The sequence below is a fragment of the Gulosibacter sediminis genome (assembly GCF_023370115.1).
GTDB classification, from domain to species: domain Bacteria; phylum Actinomycetota; class Actinomycetes; order Actinomycetales; family Microbacteriaceae; genus Gulosibacter; species Gulosibacter sediminis_A.
Genome location: NZ_CP097160.1, coordinates 290123 through 306400, shown reverse-complemented (window position 1 = coordinate 306400; position 16278 = coordinate 290123). Strand labels below are relative to the sequence as shown.

Sequence of the window (16278 nt, the reverse complement as noted above, 5' to 3'; positions counted from 1 at the left end):
GCGTCGGGCGCACGCGGCGGGCGCACGTACACTGTGGGAATGCGACTGGGCGTACTCGATGTCGGTTCCAACACGGTCCACCTGTTGGTGGTCGATGCGCATCCTGGCGCCCGGCCCGTGCACAAGACCTCAACGAAGTCGGTGCTGCGGCTCATGAAGTACCTCGAGCCCGACGGGTCGATCTCGGACGAGGGCGTCGAGCACATCATGCAGACAATGCACGCCGCGGCCGAGCACATCGCCTCGGCGAACCTCGACGAGCTGCTGCCGATGGCAACGAGCGCGCTGCGCGACGCGACGAATGGGTCGAAGCTGCTCAAGCGCATCCGCAAGGAGTGCGGCATCGACCTGCAGGTTATGTCGGGCAAAGACGAGGCGCGCGTCACTTTCCTCGCCGTGCGCCGCTGGTTCGGCTGGAACGCCGGGCGCATTCAGCTCGTCGACATCGGCGGCGGGTCGCTCGAACTCGCGATCGGCAGCGATGAGCTGCCCGAGTTTGCGATGTCGCTGCCGCTCGGCGCCGGCCGCATGACGAAGACCTACCTCACCGATGATCCGCCCACCGAACCCGAGCTCGAGGAGCTGCAGACCTACATCGACGACGTGCTGCCGGATGCGGTGAGCAAGTTCGCCGAGCTGCGCCAGCCCGATCAGGTGGTCGGGTCGTCGAAGACGATTCGTTCGCTCGCGCGGCTCGCCGGGTCGCAGAGCGGGGGTATGGGCGGCAACGCGATGACGTTCTTGTACCGGTGGCAGCTTGAGGACTGGCTGCCGCGCCTCGCGAAGCTGCCGTCGGAGTCGCGGCACGCGCTGCCGGGCATCACCCAGGATCGCGCTTTTCAGATCGTCGGCGGCGGCACCGTGCTGCTCTCGGTGATGCGCGCGCTCGAGATCGAGCGCCTCGACGTGTCGCCCTGGGCCATGCGCGAGGGCGTGCTGCTCGACTACCTCGACCGGCTGCCGCACAGCGTGCGCGCAAAGCGGAAGAAGTAGGGGGCGCGGGAGCGGCTTAGTCACGCGGCAGAGTGTCCCCGTTGTCCCAAAAATCTCGCGAAAAGTGGGATCTCGAGGACACTCTGTCGCGGGCAGGGCAAGGGCAAGGGCGACGAGGATGCGCGGGGTCGCGTCGGGCCGGATTCGGCAGTCTAGCGTCCCCGACATCCCAAAAATCGCGCGAAAAGTGGGATCTCAGGGACACTCGACGCGGGTGCCCGCCGCTCGCGGAGGCGCCTCACTCGCGGGGCGCCTCACTCGCGGCGCGCGCCCTGCCCAAGTCACCGCCAGCGCGGCTTCGGGATGTACTTCGGGATATACCGCCACAACAGCCACGCCCCGAACAGCCCGAGCACGCCGAAGAATCCGGAGGTCACGGCGATCCCGACAAACGCGTGCAGCCCCGCCACGACGAACGGCACGGTCGAGCTCGCCCCATCGGTGACGGTGCGCCACGCGGCCAAGAAGGGCGCCGGATGCTCGCGGTCGGCGAGGTCGGCGGCGAGCGTCATGACGATGCCCGACCCCACACCGTTCGCGACCCCGAGCCAGAGCGTGATCACGACGAACCACGCGGCCGACGCATCCAGGTCGTGCGTGAACGCGAGCACCGCGAAGCCGAGGCCCATGCCAAGCAACGCGGGCACGCCGCTGGCCGATCGACCGAAGCGGTCCATGATCCACCCCGACGTGAAAAACAGCGCGAAGTCGATGGCGCCCGCGATGCCGATGATCAACGTCGTGAACGCGTCGTCGAGCCCGATCGACAGGCCCCACAGCGGCAACAACACCTGCCGGCCCGAGCGCATCATCATCAGGATGCCCGCGCCGGTGCCAAGCCGCAGCAACACATCGCCGCGCCGCCAGAATGTCTGCGCGATCGACTCGCGCCCGCGCGACGAACCGGCCCCAGCATCCTTCGCCACGGGAATCGCCCCGGTCGGCGCGTCCCCACCCGCGTCATATACCTCTGCCGAATCCCGCGACGCGCTCGACACCTTCTCAACGTCGGGCAACACCGCGACGGCAATCGCCGCGAGCGCCGAGCACACGATGAAGACCCAGAAGTTCATCTGCGCGTCGCCGGTCGCGGTGATCATCCATGTCGCGATGAACGGTCCAACGAACATGCCCGAACGGAACACCCCGCCGAGCGTCGACATCGACCGCGCCCGGTACTGGAACGGCACATACGTGCTCAAGAACGCCTGCCTCGCGAGCGCGAACGTCGCGGTCATCAGTCCCTGCACGAGCACGCCGACGAGCAGCATCCACGCATTCACCGCGAACACCGAGACCAGCGCGCCAACGATCGTCGCGAACGCCGAAAACACCATCGCGCGCCGCTCGCCAAAGCGACTCACGACGGCCCCGGCGGGCAGGTTACCGACCGCCTGGCCGATGAGCAGCGACCCCGCGATAAACCCCGCGAAGCCGAGATCAGCGCCGAGCGACGTCGCGACCGCCGGAATCACCGGCACAATCGCGCCCTGCCCGACCGAGTAAATGAAGGTCGGCAGCAGGGCGATGATGAGGATGCGCCACAGGGGCGGTTGGGTGCCGTTCGTCTCGGTCGCCATGCTGCCCTTCGTCGTTGCGTACGCCTTGCACGCTACTCCTCTCGGGGCTCGGGCGGCGCATCGGCCCGGTCGCGGTGACGCCGAAAGACAGGCCGGATGCTCGGGCTCAGCCACGCGCATCCCTCGCACGCTCGGCCTACCGCACCCCGATATACCGCGCCGGATGCTCGGGCTCAGCCCGCGCGCACCCCGCGCAACCCGCCTACCGAACTACCCACACTTCACAGCAGTTTCGGCAATCGCCTTGATCACCGCGGCGTTCTCGTAGACGAGTTCTTCGCCCCACTCCTCGCGCGACAAGTGGGTCGGCGCAACCTCAACATCAACGGTCGTGCCGTGTGGCAGGCAGCGTTCAAACACGTACCGTGCGCGGAACGCGTGGGTGCGGTCGGTCACGACGAGCACGCTCGTCCAGCCGTACTGTTCCAGCAGCTGCCGCAGCGAGAGCGCCTCCCCGAGCGTGCTGTCTTCGGTCGGCTCGAAACAGTGCACGTGGGGGTCAACGTTGCTCGCGCACACGTTCGTCTGCAGCTCGATGCGCGGGTACAACTCGTCCCCGAGCGACGCATCCTCGGCGATCCACGAGATCGCGAGGTTCTCGGCCACGCGCCCCGAGTAATACAGCTCGAGCGCGGTCGGCAGCCGAAACTCCCCCGGCGCGAGCGACACGATCACGTCGTACCGCCCCTTCACCCCGTGGCTCGGGAACGCGACGTTGAGCGTCACGAGCCCCACCCACGCGAGGGCGCAGCTCAGCACCACCGCGATGCCGATGCGCAGCAGCCGAACAACCGCGCGTCGTCGGCCGGTCGCCCTCGAAACCGCCGGCGGCGCAGTCACGCTCAGGCGAGCTGCGCGAGCGCCCGCGTGGCCGCCGACGCCGCGGGCTGGGCCGCCGTCTCGGCGTGCGCGGGCTCGAGCGGATGCACCGAGGCGAGTTCGCGCGTCGCCTCGGGCTGGTATTCGAGGTACCAGTCGACGAACGCCTTCACGCCGGCCTCGATCGGCGTCGCCGGCTTGAAGCCGGTGAGGGCCTCAAGCAGCGCTGGGCTGGCGAGCGTGTCGACGACGTCGCCGGCCTGCATCGGCAGCATCCGCTTGCGCGCGACCTGCCCCATCGTCTCCTCGATCGCCGTGATGAAGCGCATGAGCGGAATCGGCTGCCCGCCCGCGATGTTCACGACGCGCCACGCGGCCACGGGCGACACCGAGTCGAGCTCGCCCGCAGCATCCGCGAAGCCACCGGCCTGGGGGACCTTGTCGCTGAGGCGCACGATGCCCTCGACGAGGTCGTCGATGAACGTGAAGTCGCGCGACATCTCGCCGTTGCCGTAGACGTCGATCGCTTCACCGCGTTGGATGCGGTCGACGAACTTGAACAGCGCCATGTCGGGCCGACCCCATGGGCCGTACACCGTGAAGAAGCGGAAGCACGTCGTTGGAATGCTGAAGAGGTGCGCGTACGAGTGGCTGATCGCCTCGGTCGCGCCCTTCGTCGCCGCGTAGAGCGACACAGGGAACGCGGTGCGCGCCGTCTCGGCGAATGGGAACACCGTGTTCGCCCCGTAGATCGACGAGGTGGATGCGAGCAGCAGGTGGCGGGGCGGGTGGTAGCGCAGCGCCTCGAGCAGGTTGAAGGTGCCCTGCACGTTCGCGCTGATATAGGCCCGCGGGTTGTCGATGCTGTAGCGCACGCCAGCCTGCGCGGCGAGGTGGATCACGATCTCGGGGCGCTCGTCGGCGACGATGCCCGAGAGCAGCTCGAAGTCCTCGAGCATCCCCCGCACCGCCCGATATCCGGGATATTCGAGCAGGAGTTCTTCGCGGCGGGCTTTTAATTGGGGATCGTAATACTCGGTGAACCCGTCATATCCGATAACCTCGTGCCCCGCCTCGAGAAAACGTCGCGAGGTATGAAAGCCGATAAATCCGGCCGCCCCGGTAATCAAAACCTTCATTGGAATTCGGAACCCTTCCAGTACCAGCGCAAAGACATTGCAAATTCGATGCCCGGGCAGGCATCTCACGCGTTTCACGCTAGCCACGGGCGACCGCAACCAGGAGGGACAACTTCGCAGCGCAGGGGCGACAGAAAACCCCGCGCGGGGTCAACTTTCGGGGGTAAAGGCAGAAACGCTGCGGGCGAAGAATCGGGCGATCGAATTCACCGCGGGCGCAACCTCGGCGGCCGCCCTCTCGTGCACCCGCGCCGAGCGACCGTACGGGTCGACCACATCGAGCGTCGACGGCGCGGCCGGCGGCAGCATGCCGCGATGCGCCGCCACCGCCTTGAGCGCAGCATGCACGGGCTGCTTCGCCTCAGCGACCACGGCCGCGAACTCGGCGTCGGGCACCTCGTCGACGATCCGCGCGAACTCGCGCAGCGTGTACGTGTACTTCGCCGCGGCGGGCCGCAGCTCAACAATCTGCCGGCGATGCTCGAGCGTCAGCGCGAGCACGAGGTCGGCCTCGGCCACCATGTGCCGTGTGAGCTGCCGCGCAACGTGCTCCCCCGCATCCGGCACCCCGAGGCGCTCGGCGATGAGCCGCGACACCGGGTCCATCGGCGCACCTTCAACGGCGGCAACGCCAGCGCTCGCGAGCGAAAACTGTTGCGGGTCGAGCTGCAGGCGCAGCAGCTGCATGGCCATGGGCGATCGGCAGATATTGCCGGTACACACGGGGAGGATGCGCACCGTCATAGCGGGGGTTCCTATCTGTCGGTCGAGGCGGAGGCCTTCGCTGAGGTGGGTCGGTTCGCGGATGCGGCGCCTGGGGAGGATGCGCCGGCTGAAGCGGATGCACTGGTCGCGCCGGATGCGGAGGTCGCGCCGGTCGCCCCGCGCCCCGGCCGCGCGGCCCGCGTCGATCCGCCGCCCGCCTGCCCAATCGTCAGCCCCGGCAGCAGCTCCTCATCGGAGGCATCGCTCGCGCTCGGATCCGCCTCAACGACGGCCGGATCGCCGTAGGTCTGCGTCACCCCGTAGCTGCCATAGCTGCCGTAACTCGCATCCTTGAGCGGCACCTTCGTGAGCACGATGCCGAGCAGCTTGCTGCCCGCGCGCTCGAGGGTCTGCACGGCGCCGGCGAGCTCCTGTCGACGTGTCGAGCCCGAGGCCGCGACGAGAATCACGCCGTTCGCGTGCTGGGCCGCGACCGCCGCATCCGTCACGAGCAACAGCGGCGACGAGTCGATGAGCACATAGTCGGCAATCTCTGCGAGATCCGCGAGCACCTTGTTCATCGCGACCGAACCAAGCAACTCGCTCGGGTTGGGCGGGATGCGCCCCGCCGGCAGCACCCGCAACTCGGCGCGACCCCACGGCTGCACGACATCGTCGAGTTCGACATTGCCGATGAGCACATCGGTGAGGCCGACGGCGCCCTCGATGCCCATGTAGTCGGCGATGCGGGGCTTGCGCAGGTCGCCGTCGACGAGCACGACGCGAGCGCCCGCCTCGGCGAGCGCAATCGCGAGGTTCGCGGTCGTGACCGACTTACCCTCGCCCGGCATCGCGCTCGTGACGACGAACACTTTGCTGCCCTCGTCGGGGGTGACGAACTGGAGGTTCGTGCGCAGTGAGCGGTAGCGCTCGGCGCGCGGGTTGCGCGGCTCGGCATGCACGATGAGCGGGCGTTGCTTCGCCTCGGCGTCTTGGTTGATGCCGCCGAGCACGGGCGCCATCGTAATGCGCTGCACCTCCTTCGGCGAGTGCACGCGGTTGTCATTGATCTCCCGCAACACCGCGAGCGCGATGCCGACGAGCAGGCCGAGCACGAGGCCGAGCCCGATGTTGATGGGGTAGTTCGGCGTCACCGGGCTCGCCGGCACCACCGCGGGCTGAATCGTGATGATCTGCACGCGGCTCACGCCCGTCGCATCCGGAATCTCGATCTGCGTCGAGACCGTCTCGGCAAAGATCGTGCCGGTCGTGTTCGCGAGCTCGGTGACGTCGTCGGGGTTGGTGCCGGATGCGGTGATGTTGATGAGCACGGAGTCGGTCGGGGTCTCGGCCCGCACCTCGTGCTTAAGCACTTCGGAGCCACCGTCGATCCCGAGCTCGGTGGCAACCTGGTCGAGCACGATGGCGCTCGTGACGACATCGACGTAGCTGACGACGGCCTGGCGGGCGAAGGTCGTGCCCTGCACGAGGTCACTCGCGCCCTGGTCAGAGCTCGTGCGCACGGCGACGTAGAGCTGGGTCGTGGATTCGTATTTGGGTGTCGCGAGCATCGAAAAGCCCCCGCCGATCAACACGCCCAGGAGCGTGCAAGCGACAATCAGGAGCCAGCGCTTGCGCAGCACTCGCACATAGTCACGCAGATCCAATGTCGGGCCTTTCGTCTTCCCCCGGTGTTGTGCGCTCACACTACGCACACTTTCACCACCCCAAAGGGGCCGAATCGGGCGCCGTCACCCCTGCCTATGATTGCCGCATCGACTCCGGCGACACCGACGAAAGCAGGCAACATGAGGGCGCTTCAGGTCTCAGTGCTGGGCCTTGCCTGCCTGATGTACGTCGTGTTTCGGCCGGTGTCGGCCGGCAATATCCTCTACCCGGTGCTCGCGATCATCGCGACGCTCTCGCTCGCCGATCTGCTCGGGCTTTCAACGCTGCGCAGCCGCCGGCTCGACCCGAAGTACGTGCTCGCCGTGCTGCTGCTCGGCGCCGCGATCCTCATCGCCTCGCTCGTTGGCGCGGTGCGCGACACCCCTGGGCTCCTCCAGCAGTTCCTCGTCTGGTTCGGCGGCACCCTCATCTGGTCGATCTGGGCCGCGGCGATTCGGGCAGAGCACATCCGCCGCTTGCTGACGGCGGTCACGGCGTCCGCGGGCGTGCTCGCTGGGCTCATCGTGCTCTACGTGGGCGCGAATCTCGGCTGGCTGCCCTCGATCATCCCGCCCGCGCTGCTCGAGGAGCAGGGCGCCGGCTTCGACGGCAGTGACGGCTCGGCCATTCGCCTCTACGGGCTCTCCTCGCTCGTCATCGCGGGGCCGCTCGCGGTGGCGGGCGCGCTCTCGCCCCGCAATGCGTACCTGCCGAAGCGCTGGCTGCTCATCGTCGTGGCCGTGCTCGCCACGCTCGCGTCGTTTGTGGCGGGGCGGCGCGCGATCACGCTCGTCATTGTGCTCACTCCCCTGCTGATGCTGCTCGTGCGCCTCGTGTTGCAGCCCCGCCGCGAACGCACGAGGCCCACGAATGTGCGCATCCCCATCTGGGTTGTCGTTTTTCTCCCCGTGGCTATCCCCCTGCTCGCCTGGTTCGTCACCACCCCCCTCGCGAAGCAGATCGGCGAGGCGTTCGTCAGCGTGCTCGACCTCCTCGGCATCCTGCAATCGGGCACCGACTCGGCCGATCTGCGCACGGAGCAGGCGGGCGAGTTGTTGAGCGGATGGTCGCAGCATCCGTTCTTCGGCGCCGGGCTCGGCGGGGTGCTCGAGTCGGGCTACACCCGCTCTGACGAGCGGCACTGGGCCTTCGAGCTGCAGTATCACCAGTTCTTGTTCAACTACGGCGCGGTCGGTGTCGTGCTGCTCAGCCTGGCGGCCGTGCTCATCCTCGCGCTGGCGCGGCAGGCCGCGGCGGCGAATGCGAGCAACTTGCCCGTGCTCATCGTCGTCGGCACCGCGGCGCTCGCGCTGCTTATCGCGAACGCGACGAACCCGTACCTGCAGGCCACCGGGCACCACTGGGGCATCGCGCTCGCGGTCGGGGTTGCGCACGCCCTCGCCGTCGACCGCGCCGAGCCCGCGCTCGCCCCCGCACCCAGACCGCACCTAGCGGAGCTGCGCACATGACCACTGACCTCACCGTGGTCGCGTCGTACGGGCGCACGGCCGGCAGCGCCCGAGTGCGCATGTACGACTGGCTTGATCACCTCGGGCTCGTGGCGCGCGAGTACAAGTACCTCGATACGTCGCGGCTCGGCATGGGCACGCTCGCGCGGCGGCCCCTCGATGCCACGCGGGCCGAACTTGGGCTCGCTCGCCTCGCAAGCCGGCCCGGCCAGGGTCCCGTGCTGCTCTCGCGTCGCGCGAGCCCCATCAGCACCGGGCGACTCGAGGCCTCGCTCCTGCGGCGTGCGGGGCGCGGCATCTACGACTTCGACGACGCCCTCTCGGTGGCGACCGACGGGCCATTCCCGCTCGCGAAGATCTGGCGCCGCTCGGTCGAGGCCGTCGACGTCGTCATCGCCGGCAATGACCTGCTTGCCGCCGAGGCGCGGCAGTACGCTGACAACGTCATCGTGATTCCGAGCTGCGTCGAACCCGACATCTACCTGGCGAAGCACGACTACGAGTTCGACCGCCCGACCGCGGTCTGGATCGGCAGCCCGAGCACTGAGTCGTACCTCGCGACGATCGCGCAGCCGCTGCTCGAGGCGCACCGCCGCACCGGCCTACGGCTGCGGCTCGTGAGCGCGGGTGCGGCCTCCCTCGGCGCGCTCGACACCATGATCGACCGCGTTCCCTGGACTCCGACCGGATTCGCCGCCGCGCTCGAGTCGGCTGACGTCGGCATCATGCCGCTGCCCGACGATGCGTGGACCCGCGGCAAGTGCGCCTACAAGCTGCTCCAATACGCGGCGACCGCGCTGCCCCTCATCGGTACACCCGTCGGCGCGAACCGCGGCGTGCTCGACGGGGCGCAGGGATGGGCGGCGAACTCCGACGACGAATGGCTCACCGCCCTCTTCGCCTGCATCGAGGCGCCCGCCACCGAGCGCGCCGCCCGCGGCGCGGCCGCCCGCGAGTTCGTCACCGCCAACTTCAGCTTCGCGGCCTGGGCGCCCACCTGGCGCCAAGCCGTGTTCGGTAGCTAGGTGTAGTTCCCCCGGCCGAGGTTCCCTTAGCCCTCGAGGCCCGGTGCGTCGTCTTACTCGCGCCCCATCGAGCGCAGTGGCGCGAGCAGCGACAACTGGCGCCACCCCGTCCACGCCCCATCCACCCAGTGGCGCTGTCAGCGACAATTGGCGCTGTCAGCATCGCGCCACTTGTCGCTGAGCGCGCCCCTCGCAGCCGGGCTAAGCCGCCGCGAGCGCGCCCGGAGACTCCGGTGCCGCGTGGCGACGGTCGATCAGCGACCACACGATCGCGGTGCCGACGCCCGAGATCGCGTAGGCCCAGATCCCGCCGGGCAGTCCTCCAATCAGCACGCCGGCGATCGGAATCAGCGTGACAATGAGCGTCTGCGACACCCGCCCGGTGAGCAGCTCCCGCGTCGTCGCCCGCGAGCGACAGCGAATGTACGCATAGTGGCCGACGAAGTTCGCGAGCACCGTCACGGCCACCGGCACCGTGAAGGGCAGCAGCGAGTTGAGCACGCCAACCTGCCACCCGAACCAGCCGAGCGCCTCGAGGGCGAGCAACACGGCGAGCGACACGACCACGCCGCCCGCGACGACGCCCCACCACATGCGGTTGCCGGTGGCCCACTTCGCGTCGCGCGTGTTCGTGATCACGGGCCGCAACGGGTTAAGAATCAGTCGCACCGGCACGGCCACGTTCGACACCGCCCGGTACGTTCCGAAGCCGGCGACGCCGAGCATCGGCGCGAGGAAGATCGGCGTAAACACCGAGCCGACGTCCATCAAGATCGAGTCGGAGGCAAGCCTGCGCGCCTCGCGCCCGTGCTCGCGGAACCACGCCCACGGCCACGCAAACCGCCCCTCGGGTGCGGGCACAAACGCGAGCAGCGCGAGCCCGGCGGCGGCCCACGCGAGGTAGACGGCGAAGGTCGCGTCACCGGTGAACGCGAGCCCGAGCGCCCCGGCGCTGACGAATGCCATCGCATAGGCCACGTCGGCGAGGCCCGCCCGCCGCACCTGCTCGTGCTGCAGGAGGAAGTACCGCGTCGGTTCCCAGAAGGTCGCGAGCCCGATGGCGAGGCCGGCGAGCAGGGCGAGGCCGAGCGAGAAGCCGAGCACGAGCCCGAGCACGACCGCGGCCGTCGCGGAAAGGAGGGCGAGCCCGGCCGTCGCGGAGGCATACGGCAGCCAGGCTGCGCCCCGACCAGCGAGCAATCGAATGTGCCAGGGCTCGGAGATGAGCGACAGGCTCAGCGAGAGGCTCAGCGCGTAGGCGAAGTAGATGAGCGAGAAGCGGCCGAATGCCGCCGCGTCCATGGTGAGCAGCGCCGACACCTGCGGGGCGAGCCCCGCGAATGCGTTCAGCGCGGTGATCGTCGCGAGGCCGATCGCGCGGCGCTTCGTGGCGATGGCGACTCCCCCCATCTCGTGGCCAGCTCTACTTGCCCGTAATTCGATGTGCGATCTGCGGCTCGTCGACGCCCTGCAGAATCTCTTCGACGCCCGACCAGATGCGCTCGGGTTGAAACTCGGTGAGCACCCGCTGGCGTGCGGCCGCGCCCATCCGCTCGCGAAGCTCGTCGTCGGCCGCGAGCGTGTGGATGTGTCGCAGCAGCGTCTCCGTGTCGCCCACGTCGAAGAGCAAGCCGGTCTCGCCATCGACGACCGAGTCGATCGCGCCGGTGGCGCACGTCGTGATCGTCGGCATGCCGACCGAGGAGGCCTCGAGCACCACGTTCGGGAACCCTTCGCGCAGGGTCGGCAGGCAGAGCACATCCATGGCCGAGAGGTGCCCCCAGAGGTCGTTCGTCCACCCCACGACGCTGACGCGATCGCCGAGCACGTCGATCTGCGCGGCGAGTTCTGGGTTCTCGGGTTCGCCGATGCAGAGCAGGCGGATGCGCGGGTCGGTCAGGCGCGAGAACGCGTCGATGATCTGGTCGACGCCCTTGTCGTAGGTGATTCTGCCAACAAACCCGACCACGAAGTCGTCGGCGCCGAGACCGAGCCGCTCGCGCAGCTCGACGCGGTTGACCTCGCCGGCGCGCGCGGCGACCTGGTGCGCGAGCACGCCGTTGCTCGAGCCCGAGCCGATCGCCCACGACTTGCGGGCGTCGAGCAGCCCGCGCCGCTGCGCCTCGAGCGCGAGCGACGGGCTCACGAACAGCACGTCGGTCGCGACCCGCATCGTCGCCCATTCGGTGAGCCACAGGAGCCAGCTGAGAGGCCCGCGCGTGCCCTCGATGCGCAGGCCGCGCACGACGTAGAGACGCCGCGGCACCCGGCGCAGCCACGCGGCGACGCCGCCGAGCAGACCGGCCTTCGGCGTGCCGACGTTCACGGCGGCGGGCTTGAGCTTGTCAATGAGCTTCAGCCAGCGGCGCAGCGCGATCGCGTCCTGAATCGGCGTGATGCTGCGCGTCATCGGCAGCTGGTAGAACCGCACGCCCTCGCGCTCGGCCGCGATGTACGCGTCGTCGTCGGGCGACGAGACGAGCCGCACATCCCAGCCGCGCTCGCGCAGCCAGGCGAGCTGGCCGCGCAGCAGGCTGAACGCGCTGCCGCCGATCGTCACGCCGTAAATGACGCGGCCGGGCACGGGGGTGGTGTCGGGAGCCGCTGGGGAGACGGTCGTGCGGGTGCGGGCATCGGTGTTCGTGGTCATCGGGTTCCCGTCTGTGCGTGCGTGCGAACGACCGAGTGGATGCGCGCGATGTCGGCGTCGCTGAGCGCAGACCCGCTCGGCAGCGTGAGGCCCTGCTCGAAGAGTCGCTGCGAGGCACCGGTGATGATGCCGCGAGAGCCGGTGAAGACGGGCTGCAAGTGCATCGGCTTCCACAGGGGCCGGCTCTCGATATCGTCGGCAGCGAGCGCCGCGCTGAGTTCGGCCGCGCTCCAGCCCGTCACCGAAGCATCGACGATGACCGAGGTGAGCCAGGCGTTGTCGCATTCGTCGCCCTCGGTGCCGAACACCTCGACGCCGTCGATCTCGGCGAACAGCGCCTTATAGCCGTCGCGCACCTCGCGGCGGCGGACGATCATGTCGTCGAGGCGAGCGAGTTGCGCGCGGCCGAGCGCGGCGAGCAGGTTGCTGAGGCGATAGTTGTAGCCGATGTCGACGTGCTCGTAGTGCGTGACTGGTTGGCGCGCCTGCGTCGCGAAGTAGCGCACGCGGTCGGCCAATTCGCCGTCGTCGGTCAGCAGCATCCCGCCGCCCGAAGTGGTCATGATCTTGTTGCCGTTGAACGACACCGCGGCCGCCTCGCCGAAGCTGCCGGCCGCCCTGCCCGCGTGGGTCGCACCGAGCGACTCCGCCGCATCCGCAAGGATGGGCACGCCCGCGCGGGCGGCGATCGCCCCGATTGCCGTGTAGTCGACCGTCTTGCCGAAGAGGTCGACGGGCACGATCGCCGCCACGTGTTCGCCCGCGGCCCGCAGCTGCTCGAGTGCGCGCTCGACGAGCTGCGGGTCGAGGTTGCCGGTGCTCGGGTCGGCGTCGATGAAGAAGGGTTCGGCGCCGGTGTAGACGATGGCGTTCGCGGTGGCCGCGAAGGTCATGGTCGAGGTGATGACGACGTCGCCGGGGCCGACGCCGAGAGTGCGCAGGCCCAGGTGGAGCGCCGCGGTCGCCGAGCTGAGGCCGACGCCGTGGGCAACGCCGACGCGTGCCGCGAGCTCCTCCTCGAACGCGGTGAGGTCGGGCCCGGCGGGAGCGATCCAGCCGGAGCGCATGGCGGCCACGACCGCCTGCTCCTCGGCGTCGCCCACATCGGGTGGCGAGAGGAAGATGCGGCCGGTGGATTCGCCAGCGGGCGAGCGCGGCGAGTCGACGGTCAGGGTCACGGCGCCGCCACCGCCTTCACCGGCACGAGCTTGCCAGCGGGTTCAGATTGGCCGAGCCCCTGCGACACCGGCTGCGCGGCGTGCTTCGGCAGGTGCCGCTCGTGCTGCGTGCGCGCCTGCCAGCCGTCGAAGTCGAGCGCCGTCGGGGCGAGTGCCTCGACCTGCGCGTGCGAAATCTTCGGGTGGTGGGGGCGGTCGTTCGCTTCGAACACGTCGAAGAGCTCTTCGTGCAGCTTTTCGCCCTCGCGCAGGCCGGTGAAGACGATCTCGATGTTCTTGCCCGAGATCTCGATCATGCGCTTTGCGATGTCGAGAATGCGCACCGGTTCACCCATGTCGAGGATGAGCACCTCGCCGGTGCTGCCGATGCCGCCGGCCTGCAGCACAAGCTGGCACGCTTCGGGGATCGTCATGAAGTAGCGGGTGACGTCGGGGTGGGTCACCGTGACGGGCCGGCCCTCTTCGATGAGGCGAGTGAACAGCGGCAGCATCGAGCCGCGGCTGCCGATGACGTTGCCGAAGCGCACCGAGAGGTAGGGCTTGCCCGTCTCCCGGCCCATCCAGGCGGTGAGTCGCTCGGCGAGGCGCTTCGAGTGGCCGAGCACGCTCGTTGGGTTCGCCGCCTTGTCGGTCGAGATGTTGATGAACACGTCGACGTCGACCGAACGGGCCGCCTCGAGCACATTGCTCGTGCCGAGCACGTTCGTTTTCCACCCCTCGTTGGGGTACTGCTCGAGCATCGGCAGGTGTTTCAGCGCCGCGGCGTGAAACACGACCTCGGGCCGGCGCTCGCGGAAGATCGTCTTGAGCGCGTCGGGGTCGCGAATGTCGGCGAGCACGACGTCGGGAGTGTCGAGCAGGCCGTGGCCGTCGATGCCGATCGCGGTGGTCTGCAGGCCGGTTTCGTCGCGGTCGAGCATGATGAGCTCGGCGGGGTGGAAGCGCGAGATTTGGGCGCAGAGCTCCGAGCCGATCGAGCCGCCGGCGCCGGTGACGAGCACGCGGCGACCCGCGAGGTAGCCGGCGACGTTTTCGACGTGGGTGTCGAGCGGCGGGCGGCCGAGCAGGTCTTCGATCTGCAGGTCGCGCAGGTCGGACGGCCGCACCTCGCCCTGCCCGAACAGCTCGTCGATCGGCGGCAGCACCTTGACGTGCAGGCCGAGCGGGCCAGCGGCGGCATGGATGCGCCCGAGCAGCTCGGCGTCGGCGCGCGCGACGGCGACGACGATGGTCGTCGCGCTGGTCTCGCGGGCGATGCGCTCGAGGTCGTCGAGCGTGCCTCGCACGCGGATGCGGTGGGCCTCGAGATTGCGCTTGGCCGGGTCGTTGTCGACGAAGCCGACGGGCCAGAACAGGTTGTCGGGCTCGGTCGAAAAGCGGCGGGCGAGCTCGGTGCCGACGACGCCGGCGCCGAAGATGAGGGTGCGCTCGGCGTCGACCGCGGCGCGATAGCGCGACTCGACGTAGACGCGCTTGATCCAGCGCACCGCGAGCATCGTAATGAGCGCGATCGGCACAGCGATGAAGCCAACCGTGCGCGGGGTGTCGAGCGCGTCGCCGAACACGAGCACCGTCGTGAGCAGCGCGACGCCGACGACGAGCACGGTCATGGTGAGGCCGCGCACCTCGTCGAAGGTGCCGAAGGCGAAGCGCCCGCGGTAGAGGTAGTTGAGCAGGCCGACACCGAGCTGCAGCACGGCGACGCCGAGCACGAGGCCGACGAGCGGCAGCCACGAGACGCGGCCGAGTTCAAACTCGTAACGCAGCAGTTCGGCAAGCACGATCGCGAGTGCCCAGGCGCCGACATCGATGAGGTATTGCACGCCGAATCGAGGTGCCCAATTCATTGCAACAGTGCGATTGGGCGCAATAGCTTCCGCAGATTCCGATGCGGCTATTTCGGGTTCGTTCACATCAATTGGGCGCATGACAAAACACCCTTCCTTCGAGGGGAAAAGAAACAACTACGAAGGAGACTGACTGAGTACTCCACCGCAGAATCGGTAACGCGTTTCAGCCTAGGAGTGCCCTGAATGGGGCAACAAGGCGACATTTCCAAACCCGTTTCATCCCCCCGGGCGAGCCGAAATTCACCTCGGGGTGAAATGCGCGGGCGGCGGGGTGAATAGAACGTTTTCACCCTCTGGGGGTGAATTCAATTACCGTCGGGGTGACAATTGCGGGTGATATTCGCAGCGCCATTCGAGCGCGGCAACGCGCCCGGCGTAGGCTGCGCGCCGCACACGGCTGGCCGCCTCACACGCCAGCGAACCGGAGTGCGTCACCGCCCCAGTCTCCCTCGTGCGCTTACCCCAGCACGCTCGCCGGAATGCGCGCTCGCACCTTCGGCCAGGCAGCCCAGCCGATCGGCAGGCGAAAGAGGATGCGCTTGGCCGCGTCGACGCGGTCGCTCGGCCAGTCGTCGGCGCGCGAGCGACCCGACTCCTTGCCGTCGCGAAAGCTGAAGGCGTAGCCGATCCACGGGTGGGCGGCCTTGTCGATGCCCTCCCAGTATCGGCCCGCCGCGACCGCGAGCACCTCGCGCTCGAGTTCGTCGGCCTCGCGCATCCAGTCGGCGCCGGCCGCGTCGCGGGCCGGGAAGGGGAAGTCGTGGAGCACGCCGGCGTGCAGGCAGACACCGCCGGCGGTGTAGACAAGCGTGAGCGGCGCGCACTTTTCGTTGCGGGGCCGGATGCGCACGGCCCGTTCGATTTCGGAGTCGGGGTGGAACAGCAGGTCGTCGGCGACGGTGAGGCCGGTGGTGACCTCGACGTCATAGGCGGCCCGAAGGTGCGCGACGAGCGCGTCGGCGACGACTTGCAGGGCTGCACCCGGATGCGCGAACTTAGTCGGCGAGGCGGAGGCGGGACTCCGGTAGCCGGTGCCTGAAAATTGTCCGTCGAGTTCGAGGAACGCCATGGTGTCGATCGGCGGACGCACGTAGCGACTCATGCCCCGATCCTCCACCCGATCAGCGCATCCGGCAACGCACTGCCCAGCTTTCACCCCGCGCAGCGCCGTTCGGCGGGCCGGGCGCCACCCCCGCGCCAGC

13 protein-coding genes are annotated in these 16278 nt (G+C 68.9%); 3 read left to right on the top strand and 10 right to left on the bottom strand.

The window, feature by feature from the left end:
• Positions 1-39 precede the first annotated feature (39 nt).
• Complete coding sequence (locus tag M3M28_RS01310; protein ID WP_249387060.1) at positions 40-993, top strand: Ppx/GppA phosphatase family protein; 954 nt, start codon at positions 40-42, stop codon at positions 991-993.
• A 281-nt stretch (positions 994-1274) separates the two neighbouring features.
• On the opposite strand, the gene M3M28_RS01305 is transcribed toward M3M28_RS01310, so the two are convergent.
• From M3M28_RS01305 to M3M28_RS01285, 5 genes are all read right to left on the bottom strand, one after another.
• Complete coding sequence (locus tag M3M28_RS01305) at positions 1275-2573, bottom strand: MFS transporter (RefSeq protein ID WP_249387059.1); 1299 nt, start codon at positions 2571-2573, stop codon at positions 1275-1277.
• A gap of 210 nt (positions 2574-2783) precedes the next feature.
• Entirely contained in the window at positions 2784-3413 is a 630-nt protein-coding gene (locus M3M28_RS01300) for a YdcF family protein (RefSeq protein WP_249387058.1), read from the bottom strand.
• Positions 3414-3415: 2 nt separating this feature from the next.
• Positions 3416-4531 (bottom strand): NAD-dependent epimerase/dehydratase family protein, encoded by a 1116-nt coding sequence (locus M3M28_RS01295; RefSeq protein ID WP_249387057.1) that lies wholly within the window; start codon positions 4529-4531, stop codon positions 3416-3418.
• Between the two features lie 150 nt (positions 4532-4681).
• Positions 4682-5275, bottom strand: coding sequence for an arsenate reductase/protein-tyrosine-phosphatase family protein (locus tag M3M28_RS01290; protein WP_249387056.1), 594 nt, complete (start codon positions 5273-5275; stop codon positions 4682-4684).
• Positions 5276-5286: 11 nt separating this feature from the next.
• Positions 5287-6903 (bottom strand): tyrosine-protein kinase domain-containing protein, encoded by a 1617-nt coding sequence (locus tag M3M28_RS01285; protein ID WP_249387055.1) that lies wholly within the window; start codon positions 6901-6903, stop codon positions 5287-5289.
• Between the two features lie 141 nt (positions 6904-7044).
• Between M3M28_RS01285 and M3M28_RS01280 the strand changes: the two genes are divergently transcribed.
• Together M3M28_RS01280 and M3M28_RS01275 are read left to right on the top strand one after the other, a co-directional pair.
• Positions 7045-8373, top strand: a complete 1329-nt coding sequence (locus M3M28_RS01280) for a hypothetical protein (protein ID WP_249387054.1) — start codon at positions 7045-7047, stop codon at positions 8371-8373.
• Positions 8370-9398 (top strand): glycosyltransferase family protein, encoded by a 1029-nt coding sequence (locus M3M28_RS01275; protein WP_249387053.1) that lies wholly within the window; start codon positions 8370-8372, stop codon positions 9396-9398. Before M3M28_RS01280 ends, M3M28_RS01275 begins: the two co-directional genes overlap by 4 nt.
• Positions 9399-9599: 201 nt before the next feature.
• Here M3M28_RS01275 and M3M28_RS01270 read toward each other — a convergent pair whose 3' ends face one another.
• The 5 genes from M3M28_RS01270 to M3M28_RS01250 form a co-directional block, all read right to left on the bottom strand.
• Entirely contained in the window at positions 9600-10808 is a 1209-nt protein-coding gene (locus M3M28_RS01270; protein ID WP_249387052.1) for a hypothetical protein, read from the bottom strand.
• A 13-nt stretch (positions 10809-10821) separates the two neighbouring features.
• Positions 10822-12048, bottom strand: coding sequence for a glycosyltransferase family 4 protein (locus M3M28_RS01265; RefSeq protein WP_249387051.1), 1227 nt, complete (start codon positions 12046-12048; stop codon positions 10822-10824).
• Entirely contained in the window at positions 12045-13226 is a 1182-nt protein-coding gene (locus tag M3M28_RS01260; RefSeq protein WP_249387050.1) for a DegT/DnrJ/EryC1/StrS family aminotransferase, read from the bottom strand. Before M3M28_RS01260 ends, M3M28_RS01265 begins: the two co-directional genes overlap by 4 nt.
• Complete coding sequence (locus tag M3M28_RS01255) at positions 13223-15073, bottom strand: polysaccharide biosynthesis protein (protein WP_249387049.1); 1851 nt, start codon at positions 15071-15073, stop codon at positions 13223-13225. Before M3M28_RS01255 ends, M3M28_RS01260 begins: the two co-directional genes overlap by 4 nt.
• A 460-nt stretch (positions 15074-15533) precedes the next feature.
• Positions 15534-16178, bottom strand: a complete 645-nt coding sequence (locus M3M28_RS01250) for a DUF6226 family protein (protein WP_249387048.1) — start codon at positions 16176-16178, stop codon at positions 15534-15536.
• Between the last annotated feature and the right edge of the window lie 100 nt (positions 16179-16278).